Below are 21,009 nucleotides of genomic sequence, written 5' to 3' on the forward strand. Positions count from 1 at the left end.
AAAACTATTTAGAACAATTCCAGATAATTTAGCATTATTTGGTTTACAACTAATTAAGGTCTATTGCATTCCAAATTAACCTCATTGTGACAAAAGAAAATACTTTTGTTTAGGTTGTGATTATTTAAAAGGATAACTTTGCGGCTTCAAACCCACACAATGAGTGATCAGATAAAACACGAATGCGGAATCGCTTTTATTCGCCTGTTAAAACCACTTTCTTACTACCAGCAAAAGTACGGTACAGCACTTTACGGCCTTAACAAATTATATCTTTTAATGGAAAAACAGCATAACCGGGGCCAGGATGGCGCAGGTATTGCCACCATTAAATTGGATATGAAACCTGGCAGTAGGTACATTAGCCGATACCGGAGCATGGCTTCGAATGCGGTAGCAGATATCTTCGAGTATGTTCAAAACAAATTCGTAGATATACAAGAAAACACCCCTGAATTAATGCAGGATACAGAGTGGCTCAAAAACAATGTTAGCTTTATCGGCGAGGTGTTATTGGGCCATTTGCGTTATGGTACACATGGTAAAAATAGTATTGAAAACTGCCACCCTTTCTTAAGGCAAAACAACTGGATGACCCGTAACCTGGTTATTGCAGGTAACTTCAACATGACGAATGTTGATGAGTTATTGGAGCAACTCTATGAGTTAGGTCAGCATCCAAAAGAAAAAGCCGATACCGTTACTGTTTTAGAAAAAATTGGTCACTTTTTGGATGATGAAAATCAAGAACTTTTCGATCAATATAAAAAAGAGGGACACGACAATGTGGCCATCACGCACAAAATTTCTGATCATTTAGATATCGCAAATATTCTTCGCCGCTCGGCTAAAACCTGGGATGGTGGCTATTCTATCTGCGGTATGGTGGGTAACGGCGATTCATTCATCATGCGTGATCCGGCAGGTATTCGTCCAGCCTATTACTATTATGATGATGAGATTGTAGTGGCTGCTTCTGAACGACCAGCACTACAAACTGCTTTCAACATCCAGTTTAAAGATGTTAAGGAGATCGATCCTGGTCATGCTTTAATTATCAAGAAAAACGGCGAGGTAAGCATGGAGCAGTTCCGTGAGCCTACCGAAAGATTATCTTGTTCGTTCGAACGCATCTATTTCTCAAAAGGAAGTGATGTAGAAATTTACCGCGAACGCAAGCAATTAGGTCGTTTATTGAGCGATAAAATTCTTCAGGCCGTTCACTACGATTTAAAAAACACCGTTTTCTCTTTTATACCAAACACTGCTGAAGTGGCTTTCTTTGGTATGGTTGATGGTGTGCAACAATATGTACGCAGGCATCAAAAAGATATTCTTCTACATAAAAAAGAGGAGTTATCTGATGAGCAGCTGGAGGAATTGTTATCTCTTGCACCCCGGGTTGAAAAGCTGGCTGTAAAAGATGTGAAACTGCGAACTTTTATTACGCAGGATGCGGATAGAAGTGAAATGGTGGCCCACGTTTATGATACCACTTATGGTATTATCAATAACCATCAGGATACTTTGGTAGCCTTGGATGATTCAATTGTTCGGGGTACTACTTTAAAACAAAGTATTATTAAAATCGTAGATCGTTTACATCCTAAGAAAATTATCATTGTTTCATCTGCACCTCAAATTCGTTACCCAGATTGTTACGGTATTGATATGAGCAGAATGGGGCAGTTTGTTGCTTTCGATGCTGCAATTCAGTTATTAACTGAGCGTGGCATGTGGCAGGTGATTGAAGATGTTTATGCAAAATGTAAAGCTTCATTATTACTTCCGAAAGAAGAAATCGTGAATCATGTAAAAGAGATTTACAAACCCTTCACTCCGGAAGAAATTTCCGCTAAAATTGCGCAGATTATCACACCTAAAGGCACTGTTGCCGAGGTAGAAGTAATTTATCAAAGTTTGGAGAACTTGCATGAAGCTTGTCCGAAAAACAAAGGTGACTGGTATTTCTCTGGTAATTATCCAACTCCAGGTGGCAATAAAGTAGTGAACAAAGCTTTCATTAACTGGAAAGAAGGGAATAATCAAAGGGCATATTAATCCTTAGATATTTTGAATTTGAATAGCCCGCATTTATGCGGGCTATTTTTTTTGTCCAAAAAATTTAAATTCATTTGTGTTTGATATTATATAGAAAGTGACACTCTTGCCACGTTATTGGAGATTATTAGCCTCATTTGGTAAACGTTTTATCATTCTTTGTTCTTGTAGATTGCACATCTTCTTTGACAGCGAAAAACATTTAGAAGGGTGTAAATGTTAATTCTCCACTATGAAAAACCTAATAAAATTTTGCCTGATATCTACCGTTTGTTTAGGCTTAAGCTGTTCTGAAAGTAATCAACAACAAGTTACAAACGCTATCGACAATACAAGCGATAGTATTTCAACCAAGCTTTCAGAATTGAATGATACCTTAAAAAATGTAAAGGAAGATATCAAGAGCCGTATTCCTAAAGTAGAAATAAACGTGAGCAAACGTGTTCCGATAAGTTTGCAATGGATCAGTTTTGAAAGTGAAAAGGGTTCGGCCGAAATCCTTAAAAAGGACAGTAAATGGTTCTCCATAAAGGGGGAGCAAACGAATACCGACAATGAATACCTTAAAATTGATGGACGTTTGAAAAGATTGGACGCCAACAGAATTTCCTTCGAAGGAACGATAATCACGTATATCAAAGATAACAACGGCGGTGTGCCTTGTGAAAAAACTGGTGCGCAGGTATTTTTTAAAAAAGGCAGCCGTTCCTATTATCGTTTGCAAAAAATGGAAAACTGCGCTGGTGGGAAGCTATTGGATTATGTTGATATTTATAATCTCGATGACGTACTTTAGTGAGTATTCTACGCATAAAACTGAACATACGTTTTGTAAATAAGCCAAAATGCAAATAGAATAATAATTACCCCTGCAATTTTATTAAGTGTTTTTAGGGCGTCTTCCTTTATTTTGTATCTGAGTTTACTTGAATAGAAACTCTTTGCTCCATCTATGCTCAGCTGAGTAACCATCGCGATAAAAAAGCAAACCAATTTTTCGTTCAGCATGTTATTCAGCTTAACAGATATTATTCCGCTTACAATAATCCAGAACATTAAGGTAGAAGGAGTGAGGATGCACATCAGAAATCCCTTTAAAACATAACCTCTTTTGCTGATCTTCTGGAGGGTTGCGGAATCGTAATTTACCTTCATTTTTGAAACCAGATAATATATTCCTACGGCGAGTAAGAAAATACCTCCAATGGTACCGACATATTTGTCGAAGCTAGCTTTATAATCGAAAAACTGACTTCCAAAAAGGACTAATGCGATTAATATAACATCACTAATTATAACCCCAATAGCTAAAGAAAACCCTGCCATAAAGCCTCTTTCTATACTGGTTTTAATCATTGCAAAAAATACCGGACCTGTTAAAAACGACGAAATAATCCCTGCCCCAATACCTAATAATATGGCTTCAAACATGTATTGTATTGTTTATAATATGCGAATATGCAATTTTATACCTAAAGATGGTGCATTTATTTTTGTTGCATAAGTTGCATAAAAGTTACTATTTTTTAATTTTTTTTTATCTAAGTTTAGCCCCACTAAAACTATATTTTAAACATGAGTTCAGAACAAACACAAACCAAGTGGGCCCAATTTATTCCCTTGGTAACCGTATTCTTTTTTTGGGGCTTTGTTGCCGCAAGTAATGATATTTTAATTCCGGTTTTCAAGAAAGCTTTTGATTTATCACAAGCTGAAAGTCAGTTGGTTTCACTGGCATTTTATATTGCCTACACCGTGGGTGCGCTTATCTATAACGGAATTTCGGTGCTAATCGGGCAAGACATTGTAAATAAACTAGGCTATAAAAACTCACTTGCGTTAGGTCTTGTGATTTCGGCATTAGGTACACTATTATTTTATCCGGCGGCAAATTTGGCATCGTTCCCGCTAATGTTGTCCGGTTTATTTATCGTTGCATTAGGTTTTTCGCTACAACAAACCGTTGCCAACCCTTTAGCAATTGCCTTGGGTCCAATTAAAACGGGTTCACAGCGACTCACCCTTGCAGGCGGTATCAATAACTTCGGAACTACCATTGGACCACTTATTGTAAGTTTTGCCATTTTCGGTTCGGCAGCAAATGCAAGTTCAGATATTAGTATCGAAAGTGTTAAGATTCCTTATCTAATTCTAGGGGTTGCCTTCATTGCTGTCGCGATATTCTTAAAATTATCTTCTTTACCAGATAGACCAGCGTTGGTTGAAGCGAAAATAGAAGAAAAAGGTGCAAAAGGATCTGCCTTGAAGTTCCCACAATTGGTTTTGGGAATGATTGCAATTTTTGTTTATGTGGGTGTAGAAGTATCTACAGCAAGTAATTTACCTGCTTATATGGAGAAAGATTTAGGTTTCGCATTGCATGATATTGCACCTTATATTTCACTATACTGGGCAAGTATGATGATTGGTAGATGGACCGGAGCTGTAGAAGCTTTCACCGATAACATCCAGACTCAAAAAATATTAAGATTTGTTGCGCCATATTTAGCTTTTGGAATTTTCTTAGCGGTTAATGCCATTGCCGATCACGACTTGGCTCCATTCTACGTTTATGGATTAATCATTTTAGTATTGATTATTGCTGACATGGCGAGTAAAGGAAATCCGGCAAGAATGCTATTAATATTTTCTGCAATTGGCATACTTGCGTTACTTATCGGAATGTTTACCACTGGAATGGTTAGTGTTTATGCTATCACAAGCGTAGGTTTATTTTGTAGCACATTGTGGCCATGTATTTTCACTTTAGCAGTAAGTGGTTTAGGAAAGCACACCAGTCAGGGAAGTAGTTTCCTAATTATGATGATTATGGGCGGTGGAATTATCAGTTGGTTACAAGGGGCAGTATCGGAGTATACCGGTATTCAATACAGTTACATTGTTGGTATCTCGTGTTTCGCCTATCTTGCTTTCTACGCCTGGAGAGTAAGTGGAATTTTAAGATCACAAGGAATTAATTTTGATCAGAAAATTTCTGGCGGACATTAATTTTTAATAAAGTATTTTTACAGCCACGAAGTTAAACTGCTTCGTGGCTTTTTTATTTTAAGCATGACTAATAAACCAAGTTTCGATACCATATTTATGAATCTCGCTACTGATTTAGCGGAACGTTCGCATTGCGTACGTGCCCATGTCGGTGCGGTTTTAACAAAAGATACCAGAATCATCTCTATCGGCTATAATGGGCCGCCAGCAGGAACACATAATTGTGACGAAGAATGGCCAGAACACGGTTGTGCAAGAGACAGCAAGGGAAGCTGTTCGTTGGCGCTTCATGCAGAAGAAAATGCTATTCTATACGCTTCTAAAAATGGCTCCAAGATTGAAGGATGCACACTCTATACTACGTTATCACCCTGTATCGCCTGTGCCAGATTAATTTTGTCATCAGGAATTAAATTGGTTTATTATTCAAAATCTTACGCAGCATACAAAGGTTTGCCGAGTGATGAAGGTGTTGATTTCTTGAGGAAGTTTGGGGTAGAGGTAAAGTTAATGGAAAGCTAAAACTGTAAATTGATAATTGTTAGAATTTATAAATTATGGAAGGGTCCAGCTGCTGATAACAACTGGTAACTGAAAACCATTAACTAACAATAGATTTGATTATAAATAACTCTAAAACAATTTAACAATTCCCTTTCTTTATCTATCTTTGCGGATGCAAGAAAAAATCATTATCGTCGATTTTGGTTCGCAATTTACACAACTCATCGCTCGTAGAGTTCGCGAACTAAATATTTACTGTGAAATATATCCATTCAACAATCTTCCTGAAATTACCGAGGATGTAAAAGGTGTTATCTTTTCAGGTAGCCCATATTCAGTTCGTCAGGATGATGCTCCACAAATTGATCTATCAAACTATCATACCAAATATCCATTATTGGCTGTATGTTATGGTGCTCAATATATTGCGCAACAAACTGGTGGTCAGGTTCGTGCTTCTTCAACACGCGAATATGGTCGTGCTAACCTAAGCTTTGTTAACCAGGAAAATAAACTTTTTAAAGGCATCAATATCGATTCTCAGGTTTGGATGAGCCATGGCGATACCATTACAGATTTGCCAGAAAATGCAGAGTTAATTGCCAGCACAGAAAGCGTTAAGGTTGCAGCTTATCACATTAAAGATTCAAATACTTATGCGATACAATTTCACCCTGAAGTAACACACAGTATTGATGGAAAAGTTCTATTGGAAAACTTTTTGGTAGATATTTGTGGCTGTAGTCAGGATTGGACTTCAACAGCATTTATCGAAACTACTATTGCAGAATTGCAATCTACCTTGGGTAATGATAAAGTTGTTTTAGGCTTATCTGGCGGTGTTGATAGTAGTGTTGCTGCTGTTTTATTGCATAAAGCAATTGGTGCAAATTTACATTGCATCTTTGTTGATAATGGTTTGCTTCGTAAAGATGAATATGCCCAGGTATTGGAACAATACAAACACATGGGTTTAAACATCAAAGGGATCGATGCTAAAGATCGGTTTTTAAGTCAACTTGCTGGAGTTACTGATCCTGAATTGAAACGTAAAGCCATTGGTCGTGTTTTCATTGAGGTTTTTGATGACGCTGCACACGAGGTAACCGGAGTGAACTGGTTGGGTCAGGGTACTATTTATCCTGATGTAATCGAGTCAATCTCCGTTAATGGTCCATCTGCTACTATCAAATCACATCATAATGTAGGTGGTTTGCCCGATTTTATGAAGTTAAAAGTTGTGGAGCCATTAAAAACATTGTTTAAAGATGAGGTAAGAAGAGTGGGTAAAGCTTTAGGTATTGATGATGTGATATTAGGTCGCCATCCTTTCCCTGGGCCAGGTTTAGGAATCCGTATTTTGGGAGAAGTTACAGCAGAGAAAGTTGCCATTTTACAAGATGCAGACGCGATTTATATCAATGAACTTAAAGCTGCTGGTTTATACGATAAAGTTTGGCAGGCGGGTTCTATCTTTTTGCCGGTTCAATCGGTAGGGGTAATGGGTGATGAGCGTACTTACGAAAACGTAATTGCACTTAGAGCTGTTGAATCAGTGGATGGCATGACAGCCGACTGGTGCCATTTGCCTTATCCATTATTGGCGAAGATTTCCAATGAAATTATCAATAGGGTTAAAGGTATCAATAGGGTGGTGTACGATATCAGCTCGAAACCACCTGCAACTATTGAGTGGGAATAAAGATTTGAGAATCCTGATTTTTAAAATCTTAAGAATCATTTAAAACAAGTATTGAAGTATGCTAGCAAAGTGAATAAACTTTTGCTGGCATATTTTGTTAAAAAGATAGGTATGAATTTAAAAAACGGTTACTGGATATTACTGCTTTTCACTTTGGTTTTAGGTGCTTGTTCACCAAAAATAAGAACACCCAAACCACCAACCAGTAAACCTGTTGAAAAGGAAAAACCTGAAGAAAAGAAGAAACCTGTAAAGAAGTTTACTCAAGCTAGCATCTCGTTATTAGCACCATTTAGACTTGATGAAATCAATTTAAAAACCGCTACCAAGGCGGATGTAGAAAAGTATGCAATGCCGATTGATTTTTATCAGGGATTTAAGCTTGGAATTGATTCAGCGGCTGCATCCGGACTAAACTTTAAATTGAATGTTTTCGATACCCAGGATGATAATGCCCATATTTCGATGCTTTACAAAAATGAGCGTTTTAAACAAAGCAACTTAATTGTTGGGCCTGTTTTTCCTGATGGACAAAAATTTATTGCATCCTATTCCAAAGAAAATAATATCCCGGTAGTTTCGCCTTTAGCGGCTTCAAGTCCATCAGAATTCAATAATCCAAATCTGATTTCAATTGTGAACAATATCGATTTGCATGGCAAGAAAATAGCTACCTATATCACCAGGAATTTCAACCCTGCTAATACGATTGTGGTTTTAATCAACCCTAGAAAAAGTGAGGATGAGCAGTTCGCTGCTCCTTTGAGAACATATTTGCAAAGTAATCCTAAATTTATTGTGCAGGAGTATGCGTCGGCATATACCTTGGAAACCAAAATGATAAAAGGCAAACAATATGCAGTTATTGTTACTTCAGCGGATAGAGCCTTCGTTTTACCCACCATAGACAAACTGTATAAATTAAAAAATCTTCCTACAGGAGGTTATAACATAAACTTATTCGGTCATCCAAACTGGGTGAAACAAAATTATCCAACAGAAAAGGTACAGGCATTAAATACGATAGTGAGTTCATCTTATAAAATTGATTATAAAAGTACTGCGGTAACCTCATTTATAAAAAAATATCGGCGCCTATATGGCTTTGAGCCTGGAGAATATGCTTTTAAAGGATTCGATATTGGGGTTTATTTCGGTAAACTGTTAGATCAGTACGGTGAAAATTATTTGGAGTACATTACCAAAGAAAAGTACAAAGGTTTACACAACAATTTTTCTTTTATTCATGATGAAAAATTAGGCTATATTAATACCAGTTTAATGCTTTTGAAGTATAAAAACTTTGCCCTAAATATTATCGAATAATATCATTACTTCCCTTTTTTTTATGAGAGCTGATCATCAGTTACGTGCCTTTGAACAAATTTTAACCCATTACGATGGCAGTTTGCCACTGCATCGATTTTTGCCTGGTTATTTTAAGCAAAATAAACAAATGGGTTCTTCCGATAGGCGATGGGCAACACGGCATGTTTACAGCTTTTATAGATTGGGCAAAGCGCTTTTGCAATTGAATCAAGAGCAAAGGTTAAGCCTTGCAGATTTTCTTTGCCATGACACGCTAAGTCCTATTGTAGAGAAAAACTTTCCAGAATTTACAGATCAGATACAACTTTCATTGCTGGAAAAGTTAGAAAAAGTCAAAGAGAAATTTCCAGCATTTGTATTAACAGATGTCTATCCTCACCAAGAAAAATTATCTGAAAGTTTAAATAAAAAAGATTTTTTAAGATCATTTTTTACACAACCTGATTTATTTATCAGGGTTGCGGAGGGTCAGGCAGAGCAGATTATTGATCAACTAAGAAGTGAAAATATTGACGTAAAGCAGGTATCAAAAACTGCATTAGCTCTACCAAATGGTACAAAGTTGGAAACCGTTTTAAAAGAAGGATCTTATCAGGTGCAGGATTTATCTTCACAATATACTGGAGAATATTTTTTACCCAATAAATGGGATAAATGGTGGGACTGTTGCGCCGCATCTGGTGGGAAAACCTTGCTTTTACACAGTTTGGAGCCCGTAATAGAATTGTTAGTAAGTGATTTACGAGAGTCAGTTCTATTGAATTTAGATGAACGATTTCGTTTTGCAGGCATAAGAAAATACCATAAAAAAGAACTCGATCTTTTGAGAAATAATGATCAGATACTTCATCATTATCAGTTCGATGGGATTATTTTAGATGCTCCATGCACAGGTTCGGGTACCTGGGGGAGAACGCCAGAAATGCTTACTTTTTTTGAGGAACGGAAGATAGATCAATTCGCAACGATACAAAAGGCCATTGCCACTAACGTGGTTAAATATCTTAAGCCTGGAAAGCCTTTGGTTTACATTACCTGCTCGGCTTTTGCTGCCGAAAATGAAGATGTTGTTAATCACCTCTTGGAAACTTTGCCGCTGACTTTAGAAAAAATGGAGCTTATTAAAGGTTATCAAAACAACGCTGATACGATGTTTGTGGCCAGATTGATTAAGCGCCAGGATTAATTAAGACTACTGGATTATTTCAAGAAAATTTGTGAACTTGTTTTAATGCACAGACTATACATGCTCAAACCATGATTTGAAATTCTTTTTAACGTACTTCACTGCTTCGATTAAAACAGCAATCGCCCCAATTATTAATGTATATTCCTCAAAGCTGTTCATTTTGGTTAGCTTTATGTCTAGATGAATATACGAAATTATTGTTACAGATTGATTTTAGGATTGTCATTTAATACAATGATTGTCATTGCGAGGCACGAAGCAATCCTACAACTATAGCAGGTAGCGATCGCATTAAGATTGCTTCGTCGTATCTCCTCGCAATGACGACTTAGCTTGTAATGAAAAACGAAGCTACATCATCTTTTTTGCGGTATTGAACCTTGAAATAAATGGAGGATGACGAATCTTTAAAATAATCCCTAAAGCCCCGTATTGTTCCTGAATAATTTAATTGCAATGGCTAATAAAATTACTCCAAACGCTTTGCGAAGGATATTTAATCCTGTTTTTCCAAATAATTTTTCCAATCTCTCCGTATTTTTTAAAACGAAGTAAACAAAAAGCATATTCAAAATAATGCCCACTAAAATGTTTTGCGTTTGATATTCAGTCTTCAGAGAGAGTAATGTTGTCATCGTTCCTGCACCTGCAATTAACGGGAAAGCCAGTGGTACGATTGAAACCGTTTCAGGGGCTTCTTCTTTAAAAATGGTCAAACCTAAAACCATTTCCATTGCAATGAAGAAAATTACAAATGAGCCTGCAATAGCAAATGATTCTACATCGAGACCGATTACCTTAAGAAGCGATTCTCCTAAGAAAAGAAATAAAATCATCAAGGCTGTAGCTACGATAGAAGCCTTTTCTGATTCGATATGACCTGCTTTTTTGCGTAGCTCTATCACTACCGGAATTGAACCTAAAATATCGATAATGGCAAAAATAACCATTGTGGTGGTTAAAATTTGGTTGAAGTCGAACTTTAAAAAATCGAATTTCATAGGGTGCAATTTTAATAAAGGTAAGTCAATTTGTATTAAATCCTTATCAACAAATTCTTTAGAAATAGAACTGGGTTCTTAAAGTAAACACATTGTCTTTTCTATCATCTGTATAATCTGGTATTTGGGTCGATTCATTCTTGATGATATCGTAGTATAAAACGGCTTTAAAGTGTGGATTAAAATGGTGCAAAAAGCCGAAGCCAAAGGTATCAAAGCGAACGTCAGCAGCAGTTAAGCCTTTGGTTGCCGAGATATCCATCCCTTTAACTTTCGAATTGGGATCGTACCAATCATATTTTAAGATAAGTTGGTTATCTGTGCTATTTAAGGTTTGCACAAAAGTGAAATAAGCACCATTAAAGTTTCTGGTATAATAGGGCAACGGAACAGATTTATTATCGACGGGGTAAGAGCCAGGCGTGGTCGAAGTTGTGGCCGTTGCAGATTGGAGCCCGGAAATCACCTCTGCTCTTAATTCCGATTTCCAGCTTTTGGTTGATGTTGCAAGCTGGATGTCCGCTCCATAATACTTCCTCGGAGCAACCTTATTGATAGTTGAAGCAGAAGAATCTTTAACCATGCTCATAATGCCATTTTGATTATCCATCTTATAACTCACAGGCAAGCGATGGTTTAGTCCGCCTTGCAAGGTACTTATTCCGCCAGCAATGGATAAACCCACGCTTTTTATTTTATAAGGTTTATGGCTTAACCTTGCAATTACGTCTTTACTGTTATCAAATTCTCCTGGACCAGCTAAACCTTGGCCATTGTAAACACCTAAATCGAGTACGAAATTTTTGAGCATAGCGTCTTTCCATCTTGGATTAAAGGTAAAAGTGACGCCCAAATCGCGTTCGGTCTTCATTAAAATCTGCGACATCCGGCCACGTTCTGGTGCTTCCCTTACTGAAGAGGAGAGTTGTAATTCATTTCCAAAAGGACGGCCGGAAAGCCCCAAAGTGATGTGGAGTAGCTTCCACTTGTTTTCATAATAACGGCCCCAAAAATCCCTGATATTAACGCCCTGCTCAGTTCCATCAAATTGCAAAACAAAATAAGTAGATGGACTTTGGTCATCATTCAATATCATATAATCGGCCCTTAGCCTGCCTCGTCTTAAACGAAAACGATTATTGGTGAACTCGCCAAAATTGCCACCCTGATATTCTGCTTGTGTACCGTTCGTTTGGGCCACCTGAAACTGAGGTTGCATATAACCGCTAAATGATAATGAACCATATTTCTTGGAGATGATTAACAGGTGATTCACCGTTGTAGAATCTATGATATCATTTATAGTGCGTTGTGCAAAAGCATTTGAAGAAATAACGAACAAAAATAAAATACCAATAATGTATTTACCAAATGCCGATAAAAATGGTTGGTTCATGTAGCTGATTTTCTGCAAAGGTATATCAATAAAATCTTTACCAAAATAAATGGCACAAAAAAGCCCCGATTTCTCGAGGCTTTAAATATTTAATTCTATAATTCTGGTTTTGGAGGATCAACTGGAGTAACCACTTTTCCTTTATTTCTGAGTACTGAATTTCCTTTTCCGTAGAAGAAGTAAATCGATACACCTAAAGCCATCCAGATTGCTAAACGAATCCATGCTTCTATTGGTAACGACGACATTAAATAAACACAAACAATTACGCCCATAATTGGCACAAATGGCACCAACGGTGTTCTAAATGGCCTTGCTCTATCTGGATCAGTTTTACGTAACAACATTACGCCGATGCAAACCAATGAGAAAGCGAATAAAGTTCCTATCGAAACCATGTGGCCTAAATCAGTTACCGGAACAAAACCAGCGAATATGCTCACAAAGAACATAAAGAAGATGTTGGTTTTAAATGGCGTTCTGAATTTAGAGTGAATGCTACTGAAGAATTTAGGCAATAAACCATCTTTAGACATGGTATAAAATACCCTTGATTGTCCCATTAACATTACCAGGATTACGGAAGTGTAACCTGCTAAAATGGCAATGATTAATCCCATTTGCAACCAACTATATCCTGTTACTTTAAATGCAGTAGCTGCTGGAGATGCATCACCTTTAAAGACAGAATAAGGAACTAATCCTGTCATTACGTGTGCAAACAATACATAAAGTATGGTACAAACTACTAGTGAGCCTAAGATACCGATCGGCATTCCTTTTTGAGGGTTTTTAGCTTCCTGAGCCGCTGTAGAAACAGCATCAAAACCAATAAATGCGAAGAATACTAAAGCGGCACCAGCGGCGATACCAGAGATACCAAATTCACCTTTAACACCAGTATTTTCTGGAATATATGGCGTGTGGTTAGCAGGATTGATAAATTTCCATCCAAGCGCAATAAATACAATTACAACAGTAACTTTTACAATTACCAAAATATTGTTAAGACTAGCTGATTCTTTGGTACCACGGATTAGCATGAGTGATAATAAGGAAACGATAACAACAGCAGGAAGGTTAATTCCGCCGCCATCTACTTCAGCAAAAGATTTTGTTAAATATAGCGGCATTTCCATTCCGAACTCGTGGAGGAGTTTATTAAAATAGCCAGACCAGGATACACCAACTGTGGCCGCTCCAAGTGCATATTCCAATACTAAATCCCAACCGATTACCCATGCCATAAATTCGCCCATGGTGGCGTAAGAGTAAGTATAAGCACTACCCGCAACCGGAATCATAGATGCAAATTCTGCATAACATAACCCAGCGAAAGCACAGCCTACAGCAGCCAATACAAATGATAAGGTTACAGCCGGACCAGCGTGGTCTGCAGCAGCGATACCAGTTAAAGAGAATAAACCTGCCCCAATAATAGCTCCAATACCCAATGCAACAAGGCTCGTACTGCTTAGCGTACGTTTGAGTGTGCCCTCTCCACTTTCAGCAGATTCTGCTATAAGCACATCAATAGGCTTTTTTAGATTCATAATTTGTTTAGTCTTTTATGTTTGTTGATTTTATGATAATAAGCGGTAAACCTAAATAAAAATTGCGAAAAACAAAAAGGGATTTTGCTAAAAACCCCTTTTAAGTCTTAATCTCTCTATGATTTTACAGTTAGTGCGTTAAAGTATCGGTACTATTGATCAAAGTATCGTTAATTATATTGCCAGATGCATCGATTTTCTGCTGAATCTTGATTTCTTTCCTAACTTCCTGTTGATGATTGCCAGGGATTGCCGTAACTGCGATGTATGGAGCAATAACCAATGAAACAATCGACATCAATTTGATTAAAATATTCATTGATGGGCCAGATGTATCTTTGAAAGGATCGCCAACGGTATCCCCGGTTACCGAAGCTTTATGTGGTTCTGACTTTTTATAAAACATTTCGCCATTGATCATTACACCTTGCTCAAAAGATTTTTTGGCATTGTCCCAGGCACCACCAGCGTTACTTTGAAAAATTCCCATCAATACGCCCGTTACGGTAACCCCAGCTAACAAACCACCTAAAACTTCTGGCCCGAAAGCAAACCCAATAATAATAGGTGTAATAAGTGCAATGGCACCAGGAAGCATCATTTCTCTGATTGAAGCCTTTGTTGAAATGGCTACGCATTTTTCATATTCAGGCTTTGCTTTATACTCCATAATGCCTGGAATTTCACGAAACTGCCTGCGAACTTCCTGAACCATATCCATCGCAGCCTTTCCAACCGCCTGAATACATAGAGCCGAGAAAATAAAAGGAATCATTCCACCCACAAACAAGCCTGCTAAAACCGGTGCTTTGTAAATATCGATAGCACTAATGCCAGCAATTCCAACAAATGCAGCAAACAAAGCCAATGAGGTTAAAGCAGCAGAGGCAATAGCAAATCCTTTTCCAGTAGCTGCAGTAGTATTTCCAACTGCATCTAAATTATCTGTTCTTTCTCTAACCTCTGGAGGGAGCTGGCTCATCTCTGCGATACCACCAGCATTATCTGCAATCGGACCAAAAGCATCAATGGCCAATTGCATAGCGGTAGTTGCCATCATTCCGGCAGCAGCAATAGCTACTCCGTATAGCCCGGCAAAGTAATAAGACGACATGATCCCGCCAGCTAATACCAAAATAGGAATAACCGTCGATTTCATTCCTACAGATAAACCAGCAATGATATTCGTAGCATGACCTGTAGACGATTGTTGAATAATTGAGTTTACAGGACCTTTGCCCATAGCGGTGTAGTACTCGGTAACGATACTCATTATGGTACCCACTACTAAACCGACCATGATGGCATAGAAAACGTTTATGCTAGAAAACTGATATCCACGTAAATTCAAAGTTTCAGGCAACATCCATTTTACGATGAAGAATGAGGCAACTGCGGTGATGATAATTGAAGACCAATTTCCCAGGTTCAGCGCATTTTGAACATTTGATTTTTCATCTTTAATGGTAACGAACCACGTTCCGATAATAGAGAAGATAATACCCAGGCCGCAAATAACCATAGGTAAAAGGATTGGAGACATCCCGCCAAAATTATCTTTCACATCTATTTCCTGGCCTAAAACCATCGTTGCTAAAATTGTCGCCACGTATGAACCGAATAAATCGGCGCCCATTCCGGCAACGTCACCCACATTATCACCCACATTATCGGCAATTGTTGCCGGGTTACGTACATCATCTTCAGGAATACCCGCTTCTACTTTACCCACTAAATCGGCCCCTACATCGGCAGCTTTTGTGTAAATACCGCCGCCTACGCGGGCAAATAAAGCAATTGATTCAGCTCCTAACGAAAACCCGGTTAATACTTCGATAGCGGTTTTCATCTCTACGCTATTAACCGATACTACATTAAAATATTTTAAAAAGACGATGAATAAACCACCTAGTCCCAATACGGCTAATCCAGCTACCCCTAAGCCCATCACCGTTCCGCCGGTAAACGAAACTTTTAGCGCTTGTTTTAAGCTAGTCCTTGCAGCTTGTGTAGTTCTTACGTTAGCTTTAGTCGCCGATTTCATTCCGATATAACCAGCGCTTGCAGAAAAGAATGCGCCGATAAGAAATGAAATCGAGATAATCCAGCTAGAATGCATGGGAACACCATTGATTTCGGTAATGGTTCCTGAATAAGCAAGCAAAGCCGCTGTAAATACAGCAAAAATGCTCAAAACTTTCCATTCAGCTTTTAAAAAAGCCATTGCACCATCGGCAATATAGCCAGCAAGTTCCTGCATGTTTTTATCGCCTGCATCTTGCTTGTTTACCCAGGCGCTTTTAATCATCATCACAATTATTCCAACTAGGCCCAACGCCGGAATAGTGTAAATTAAGTTGTCTTGTAAAAAATTCATAGTTAATATTTGGTTATTGGTTTGTTGATATCAAGTTCATAAAATTACCCTCATAAGTAAAGAACATTGATTTTAGCATTTTGGTTATTAGTTTAGCAATATAATAATTTTATTTCCTTGTGGTTAAATAAAATAATAGAGAATGAAGGAATGACTGAAGTGCGGAATTTCCAACGCATTCTTAAGGCTAAATGTCATTCAGGCATTTCATCTTCATTAAAATAATACAAAGCAAGAAGTTGCTTTCTGTATTTTTATAAATAAATTAGCCGCTAACTACAACTAAAAACCAAACTAAAAATTTAAAATGGAAAATCTTCAGGAAAAGGGATCTACGAAAAGAAAATTAGGTCTTTTTGATGCTGCGATGTTGGTAATGGGATCAATGATTGGTAGCGGAATCTTCATTGTCAGCGCCGATATCATGAGAAACCTCGGCTCTGGCTACTGGTTAATTGTAGTTTGGGTAATTACGGGGGTAATGACGGTTGCTGCTGCAATTAGTTATGGAGAGTTATCTGCAATGTTTCCAAAAGCAGGAGGTCAATACACTTACCTCAAAGAAATTTTTGGTAAAATGATGGGCTTCCTTTATGGCTGGGGACTTTTTACAGTAATCCAAACGGGTACCATTGCAGCTGTTGCGGTAGCCTTCGGAAAATTTACCGCCTATTTAATACCCGCTTTAAGCGATGCCGCTCCGATTTTTCAAAGTGGTGGATATAAAATTACCTGGATCCAGATTTTAGCGATCGGTGTAATCTTATTGCTCACTTATATCAACACGAAAGGGGTAGAAAGCGGGAAAATATTGCAAAATATCTTTACAGGATCTAAAATTGTGGCTTTAATCGGCTTAATTATCTTAGGTTTCCTGTTGGTGAAGAGCAATTTCTGGTCTGAAAATATGAGTTTCGGTTGGGATGCGTTTAATAATCTTAAAACAGATTCGGCTGGTAATTTGACCAAATCGGGCTGGGAATCTATTTCCGGAATGACTATTATGGGCGGTATTGCCGCTGCAATGGTGGGCTCGGTTTTTTCCAGTGTAGCATGGGAAAATGTAACCTTCGTTTCGGGAGAAATTGAAAATCCAAAGAAAAATGTTGTCCGATCGATGGTTTTGGGCACTTCGGCAGTAATGATTCTTTATCTATTGGTTAACTTCATTTATCTGAATACCTTAGGTAGAGATAGCATTGCTTTTGCTGCTAATGATCGGGTTGCTGTTGCTGCATCCGAACAAATTTTTGGAAGTGGGATCGGAACAATTGTAATGGCTGTTCTGGTAATGGTTTCTACTTTCGGCTGTGTAAATGGTATCGTGCTAGCAGGAGCAAGGGTTTTTCAAACCATGGCACAAGACGGAATGTTTTTCAAAGCTGCTCTCGAAAACAATAAAAACGGCGTGCCTGAAAAATCACTTTGGATGCAAGGAATCTGGGCCTCGGTTTTATGTTTGAGCGGCCAATACGGCAACTTATTAGATATGATTTCTTTTGTTATCGTGCTATTTTATATGATCACCGTTTTTGGCGTTATATATTTAAGATTGAAGCAACCCAATTTAGAAAGGCCATATAAAACCTGGTTATATCCAATGACGCCAATTATCTACTTATTAATTGGTGCTGCATTTTGCATCTTGCTTTTGATATATAAACAACAATATACCTGGCCTGGGCTTATCATTGTTTTACTTGGTGTTCCGGTATATTTCTTTATCAATAGAAAAAAAGAAGGTTCAGTTTAAAATTGATATTAGAAAGTTGACATTGTAAGGGAGCAGATTTATTTGCTCCTTTTTTGTGTAATAATGTCTGTAGCCTAATTTTCTATTCGAAAAGCAGGTTTCTGTGTCCATCGGTTTCCGAAGTCCCGCCTTCACTCCAATCTTTTTATTTAAACCTTATAGGTTTTCAAACGGCTACGCCGAAACCTACAAGGTTTATAAAAAGGATTTCCGCAACAGTCGGGTTTAGTTAATTTCAACAATTGCATGAAACTCAATCCGTAAACCCCACAGCCATAAAATACTTTTAGAGATTACCCGTTGCGGTAGCCACCTAAAAAGCCACATTCAAATGGAATACTGTTTTGATTTTTTAAAAATTATGATCGATATGTAAACTTAAAAGCTAAAAACTTATACTTAAATCTATTTGTGTATTTTTGCGGCAATGGGAACACAGGTTGATTTAGGTATAAAGGGATATAAAAATTATGGCACACATCTACGTGAAAAATATAACGGCCAGCGTGTATTTAAAGTAATTGTAGATGGTGGTTTTACCTGCCCTAACAGAGATGGTAGTAAGGGTTTTGGTGGTTGCACTTATTGTAACGTAGATTCTTTTACGCCCGAGCCGTCACGCAAGATGCCTACCATCAGAGAGCAATTGGAGGAGGGGATTAAACGGGCGAGAACCAGTTATAAAGCTGATAAGTTTATCGTTTACTTCCAGCCAAATACCAATACTTATGCGCCAACGCATTATTTAAAGATGATGTATGATGAAGCACTATCAGTAAATACAGAAGATATTGTTGGTTTTTCGGTAGGAACTCGTCCTGATTGTATCGACGCAGAAAAGGTGGCTTTGCTGGAAAGTTACGCCGATCGTTTCGACGTTGATTTGGAAATGGGAATGGAATCCATTTATGATGAAACGTTAGAACAGATTAACAGAGGCTGCAGCCATGGAGAATTTGTAGCCGCGGTTAAGCTTCTGGAAAATAGTAAACTCGATCTTTGTGTGCACACCATCTTTGGTTTCCCCTGGGAAACTAAGGAAATGATGCATGGCTATATTCATGAAATCAACCGTTTCCCTCAAATTAAGTTTGTTAAATTTCACCATCTTCATATTGTAGAAGGCTCTATAATGGGTGCGAAGTATAAAAAAGAACCCTTTAAGCTTTTTACCCTAGAAGAATATACAGATTTGCTCTGCGAACTTATTCCGATGCTACGGCCAGATATTGTAATTCAGCGTTTATTTGGAATTTCTGATTGGGATTTGCTAATTGCGCCAAATTGGGGGTTAAATAAATCGGCAATTCAAACATATATAGATAAAGCACTTGAAAAAAGAGAGGTTGTTCAAGGCTCTCTTTATTTAGGCTAATTATTTACTTTTTATTAAATTTTTTACCAAATCCTGCGAATTATCGCAGGATTTTTTTGTTTTACATCTTTAATGTGATAATATTCTTCAAAAAATTGATAAAAACTTGTTATTCTTTCAAAATACGCGATTTTGTTTTTGTTAAAATGCGCCTATAAAAAGTGTCGTTTTTTGTTATCGTTTCATTTTTAGCCCTTTTTTTTGCTTTGTTTTACAAAAATCTGCTGTTTTTGTTATAATTATTTAATTAAATGGTGTAAAAATTACAATATGTCGTATTTTTATCGAAATAATTATTGAATTATTAAGAGATCTATTAAAACAAACAAATTAAACTAAAAAACATGAGTAAATTTTCCCTCAAACAGTATGCGCCCTTCGCAGTCTTAATGATTGTGGCAATTGCAGCACTATTTATTCCTTTACTTCCAAATTTTGACGACGGAAAATACAGTGCACCTGATATTGCCTTCGTTTTAATTTCGGCAGCTTTGGTGTTTTTAATGACTCCTGGTCTTGCATTTTTCTATGGTGGTATGGTTCACCGTAAAAATGTACTATCAACTATGATTAAAAGTGTAGTTGCGGCGGGGGTTATTACTGTTCTTTGGACAGTTGTAGGTTTCAGTCTTGCATTTGGAGAATCAATAGGTGGATTTATTGGAAATCCTTCAACTTATTTGTTCTTTCAAGGTGTAAACTCTGGACCAGCTTGGGGTACTATTCCTTTATCGCTTTTCGCTGTGTTCCAACTTATGTTCGCCATCATCACTCCAGGTTTGGTTGTTGGTGCTGTAGCTGAACGTATCAAATTTACTTCATACATTTTGTTTATTGTATTGTTTGCCATTTTCGTTTATTCGCCATTGGCACACTGGACATGGTCGCCAGAAGGATTCTTATTAAAAATGGGTGTTCTTGATTTTGCTGGTGGTACAGTTGTTCACATTTCAGCTGGTATGGCTGCTTTAGCGGGAGCGTTGGTGTTAAAACGTAGAAAATCTCACTTAGAGCATAAAGAAGTTCCGCCTGCAAATATTCCTTACGTATTAATTGGTACAGGTTTACTTTGGTTCGGTTGGTTCGGCTTTAACGCAGGTTCGGCTTTAGGAGCAAACTCTTTAGCAGTTTCAGCTTTTTTAACCACGAATACTGCGGCAGGTGCGGCAGGTTTATCATGGATGTTCTTTGATGTAGCGAGAGGCAAAAAACCATCCGTTCTAGGTTTCTGTATTGGAGCGGTAGTTGGTTTAGTGGCTATTACTCCAGGTGCTGGTTTTGTAAGTATTCCTTCAAGTATCTTTATTGGTGTTATTGCATCAGTAATCTCTAACCTGGTTGTTTCATGGAAACAAAAAACAAGCTTAGATGATACTTTGGATGTATTCCCTTGCCATGGTGTTGGTGGTATTGTTGGGATGATTTTAACAGGTGTTTTCGCAACTAAAACGGTAAACAGCATTGGTGCTGATGGTTTATTGTATGGTGGTACTGAGTTTTTCTTTACTCAGGTTAAAGGTGCCGTAATCGTAATCATCTTCAGTTTTGTGGTGTCTTTCATCATCTTTAAATTCATCAACTTAATTCAACCAATTCGTGTATCAGAAGAGGAAGAAGAAATGGGACTTGATGAATCGCAACATAATGAAAAGTATTCTCAAGGTACATTGTTAGTGGAAGAGAGAGCTATCTACATTGAAAAAAATAGCCCTTTAACAGAACCAATAGCCTAACCTTTTAATAATATCTAAACCCAAATA

At 37.6% G+C, this 21,009-nt stretch carries 15 protein-coding genes; 10 read left to right on the forward strand and 5 right to left on the reverse strand.

Going from position 1 to position 21,009, the window contains the following annotated elements; genetic code table 11:
* Positions 1–159 precede the first annotated feature (159 nt).
* Together ACZZZK_RS19000 and ACZZZK_RS19005 are read left to right on the forward strand one after the other, a co-directional pair.
* A complete protein-coding gene (locus ACZZZK_RS19000) occupies positions 160–2,061 on the forward strand; it encodes an amidophosphoribosyltransferase (RefSeq protein WP_463485498.1) in 1,902 nt (633 codons plus the stop codon).
* Positions 2,062–2,293: 232 nt separating this feature from the next.
* On the forward strand, positions 2,294–2,857 hold the full coding sequence (locus ACZZZK_RS19005) for a hypothetical protein (RefSeq protein ID WP_463485499.1): 564 nt from the start codon (positions 2,294–2,296) through the stop codon (positions 2,855–2,857).
* An 8-nt stretch (positions 2,858–2,865) separates the two neighbouring features.
* Here the strand turns inward: ACZZZK_RS19005 and ACZZZK_RS19010 are convergent, their stop codons facing one another.
* Positions 2,866–3,492, reverse strand: a complete 627-nt coding sequence (locus ACZZZK_RS19010) for a LysE family translocator (RefSeq protein WP_056849395.1) — start codon at positions 3,490–3,492, stop codon at positions 2,866–2,868.
* A 144-nt stretch (positions 3,493–3,636) separates the two neighbouring features.
* Between ACZZZK_RS19010 and ACZZZK_RS19015 the strand changes: the two genes are divergently transcribed.
* From ACZZZK_RS19015 to ACZZZK_RS19035, 5 genes are all read left to right on the forward strand, one after another.
* Positions 3,637–5,070 carry an MFS transporter gene (locus ACZZZK_RS19015; RefSeq protein WP_463485500.1) on the forward strand — a complete coding sequence of 478 codons (1,434 nt, stop codon included), beginning with the start codon at positions 3,637–3,639 and terminating at the stop codon, positions 5,068–5,070.
* 63 nt (positions 5,071–5,133) lie between these two features.
* Positions 5,134–5,592 (forward strand): deoxycytidylate deaminase, encoded by a 459-nt coding sequence (locus ACZZZK_RS19020; RefSeq protein WP_463485501.1) that lies wholly within the window; start codon positions 5,134–5,136, stop codon positions 5,590–5,592.
* 154 nt (positions 5,593–5,746) lie between these two features.
* Entirely contained in the window at positions 5,747–7,276 is a 1,530-nt protein-coding gene (gene guaA, locus ACZZZK_RS19025; protein ID WP_463485502.1) for a glutamine-hydrolyzing GMP synthase, read from the forward strand.
* A 111-nt stretch (positions 7,277–7,387) separates the two neighbouring features.
* On the forward strand, positions 7,388–8,602 hold the full coding sequence (locus ACZZZK_RS19030; RefSeq protein ID WP_463485503.1) for an ABC transporter substrate-binding protein: 1,215 nt from the start codon (positions 7,388–7,390) through the stop codon (positions 8,600–8,602).
* A gap of 22 nt (positions 8,603–8,624) precedes the next feature.
* Positions 8,625–9,791 carry an RsmB/NOP family class I SAM-dependent RNA methyltransferase gene (locus tag ACZZZK_RS19035; RefSeq protein WP_463485504.1) on the forward strand — a complete coding sequence of 389 codons (1,167 nt, stop codon included), beginning with the start codon at positions 8,625–8,627 and terminating at the stop codon, positions 9,789–9,791.
* Between the two features lie 422 nt (positions 9,792–10,213).
* Here the strand turns inward: ACZZZK_RS19035 and ACZZZK_RS19040 are convergent, their stop codons facing one another.
* From ACZZZK_RS19040 to ACZZZK_RS19055, 4 genes are all read right to left on the reverse strand, one after another.
* The gene (locus tag ACZZZK_RS19040; protein ID WP_056849401.1) at positions 10,214–10,795 is read right to left on the reverse strand and encodes a MarC family protein; all 582 of its coding nucleotides are present in this window, start codon (positions 10,793–10,795) and stop codon (positions 10,214–10,216) included.
* 58 nt (positions 10,796–10,853) lie between these two features.
* Positions 10,854–12,191, reverse strand: coding sequence for a porin (locus ACZZZK_RS19045; protein WP_463485505.1), 1,338 nt, complete (start codon positions 12,189–12,191; stop codon positions 10,854–10,856).
* Positions 12,192–12,286: 95 nt separating this feature from the next.
* Complete coding sequence (locus ACZZZK_RS19050) at positions 12,287–13,744, reverse strand: amino acid permease (protein ID WP_463485506.1); 1,458 nt, start codon at positions 13,742–13,744, stop codon at positions 12,287–12,289.
* Between the two features lie 130 nt (positions 13,745–13,874).
* A complete protein-coding gene (locus ACZZZK_RS19055; protein WP_463485507.1) occupies positions 13,875–16,121 on the reverse strand; it encodes a sodium-translocating pyrophosphatase in 2,247 nt (748 codons plus the stop codon).
* A 307-nt stretch (positions 16,122–16,428) separates the two neighbouring features.
* Between ACZZZK_RS19055 and ACZZZK_RS19060 the strand changes: the two genes are divergently transcribed.
* From ACZZZK_RS19060 to ACZZZK_RS19070, 3 genes are all read left to right on the forward strand, one after another.
* A complete protein-coding gene (locus ACZZZK_RS19060; protein WP_463485508.1) occupies positions 16,429–17,874 on the forward strand; it encodes an APC family permease in 1,446 nt (481 codons plus the stop codon).
* Positions 17,875–18,301: 427 nt separating this feature from the next.
* A complete protein-coding gene (gene mnmL, locus ACZZZK_RS19065; RefSeq protein ID WP_463485509.1) occupies positions 18,302–19,249 on the forward strand; it encodes a tRNA modification radical SAM protein MnmL/YtqA in 948 nt (315 codons plus the stop codon).
* 344 nt (positions 19,250–19,593) lie between these two features.
* A complete protein-coding gene (locus tag ACZZZK_RS19070; RefSeq protein ID WP_056849407.1) occupies positions 19,594–20,982 on the forward strand; it encodes an ammonium transporter in 1,389 nt (462 codons plus the stop codon).
* Positions 20,983–21,009 lie beyond the last annotated feature (27 nt).

The sequence above is a fragment of the Pedobacter sp. AC163 genome, assembly GCF_979258665.1.

What these genes read in the sequence shown, in the direction of transcription:
- ACZZZK_RS19000 (WP_463485498.1), top strand. Translation starts at nt 160, where the DNA reads ATGAGTGATCAGATAAAACACGAATGCGGAATCGCTTTTATTCGCCTG.
- ACZZZK_RS19005 (WP_463485499.1), top strand. Translation starts at nt 2,294, where the DNA reads ATGAAAAACCTAATAAAATTTTGCCTGATATCTACCGTTTGTTTAGGC.
- ACZZZK_RS19010 (WP_056849395.1), bottom strand. Translation starts at nt 3,492, where the DNA reads ATGTTTGAAGCCATATTATTAGGTATTGGGGCAGGGATTATTTCGTCG.
- ACZZZK_RS19015 (WP_463485500.1), top strand. Translation starts at nt 3,637, where the DNA reads ATGAGTTCAGAACAAACACAAACCAAGTGGGCCCAATTTATTCCCTTG.
- ACZZZK_RS19020 (WP_463485501.1), top strand. Translation starts at nt 5,134, where the DNA reads ATGACTAATAAACCAAGTTTCGATACCATATTTATGAATCTCGCTACT.
- guaA (WP_463485502.1), top strand. Translation starts at nt 5,747, where the DNA reads ATGCAAGAAAAAATCATTATCGTCGATTTTGGTTCGCAATTTACACAA.
- ACZZZK_RS19030 (WP_463485503.1), top strand. Translation starts at nt 7,388, where the DNA reads ATGAATTTAAAAAACGGTTACTGGATATTACTGCTTTTCACTTTGGTT.
- ACZZZK_RS19035 (WP_463485504.1), top strand. Translation starts at nt 8,625, where the DNA reads ATGAGAGCTGATCATCAGTTACGTGCCTTTGAACAAATTTTAACCCAT.
- ACZZZK_RS19040 (WP_056849401.1), bottom strand. Translation starts at nt 10,795, where the DNA reads ATGAAATTCGATTTTTTAAAGTTCGACTTCAACCAAATTTTAACCACC.
- ACZZZK_RS19045 (WP_463485505.1), bottom strand. Translation starts at nt 12,191, where the DNA reads ATGAACCAACCATTTTTATCGGCATTTGGTAAATACATTATTGGTATT.
- ACZZZK_RS19050 (WP_463485506.1), bottom strand. Translation starts at nt 13,744, where the DNA reads ATGAATCTAAAAAAGCCTATTGATGTGCTTATAGCAGAATCTGCTGAA.
- ACZZZK_RS19055 (WP_463485507.1), bottom strand. Translation starts at nt 16,121, where the DNA reads ATGAATTTTTTACAAGACAACTTAATTTACACTATTCCGGCGTTGGGC.
- ACZZZK_RS19060 (WP_463485508.1), top strand. Translation starts at nt 16,429, where the DNA reads ATGGAAAATCTTCAGGAAAAGGGATCTACGAAAAGAAAATTAGGTCTT.
- mnmL (WP_463485509.1), top strand. Translation starts at nt 18,302, where the DNA reads ATGGGAACACAGGTTGATTTAGGTATAAAGGGATATAAAAATTATGGC.
- ACZZZK_RS19070 (WP_056849407.1), top strand. Translation starts at nt 19,594, where the DNA reads ATGAGTAAATTTTCCCTCAAACAGTATGCGCCCTTCGCAGTCTTAATG.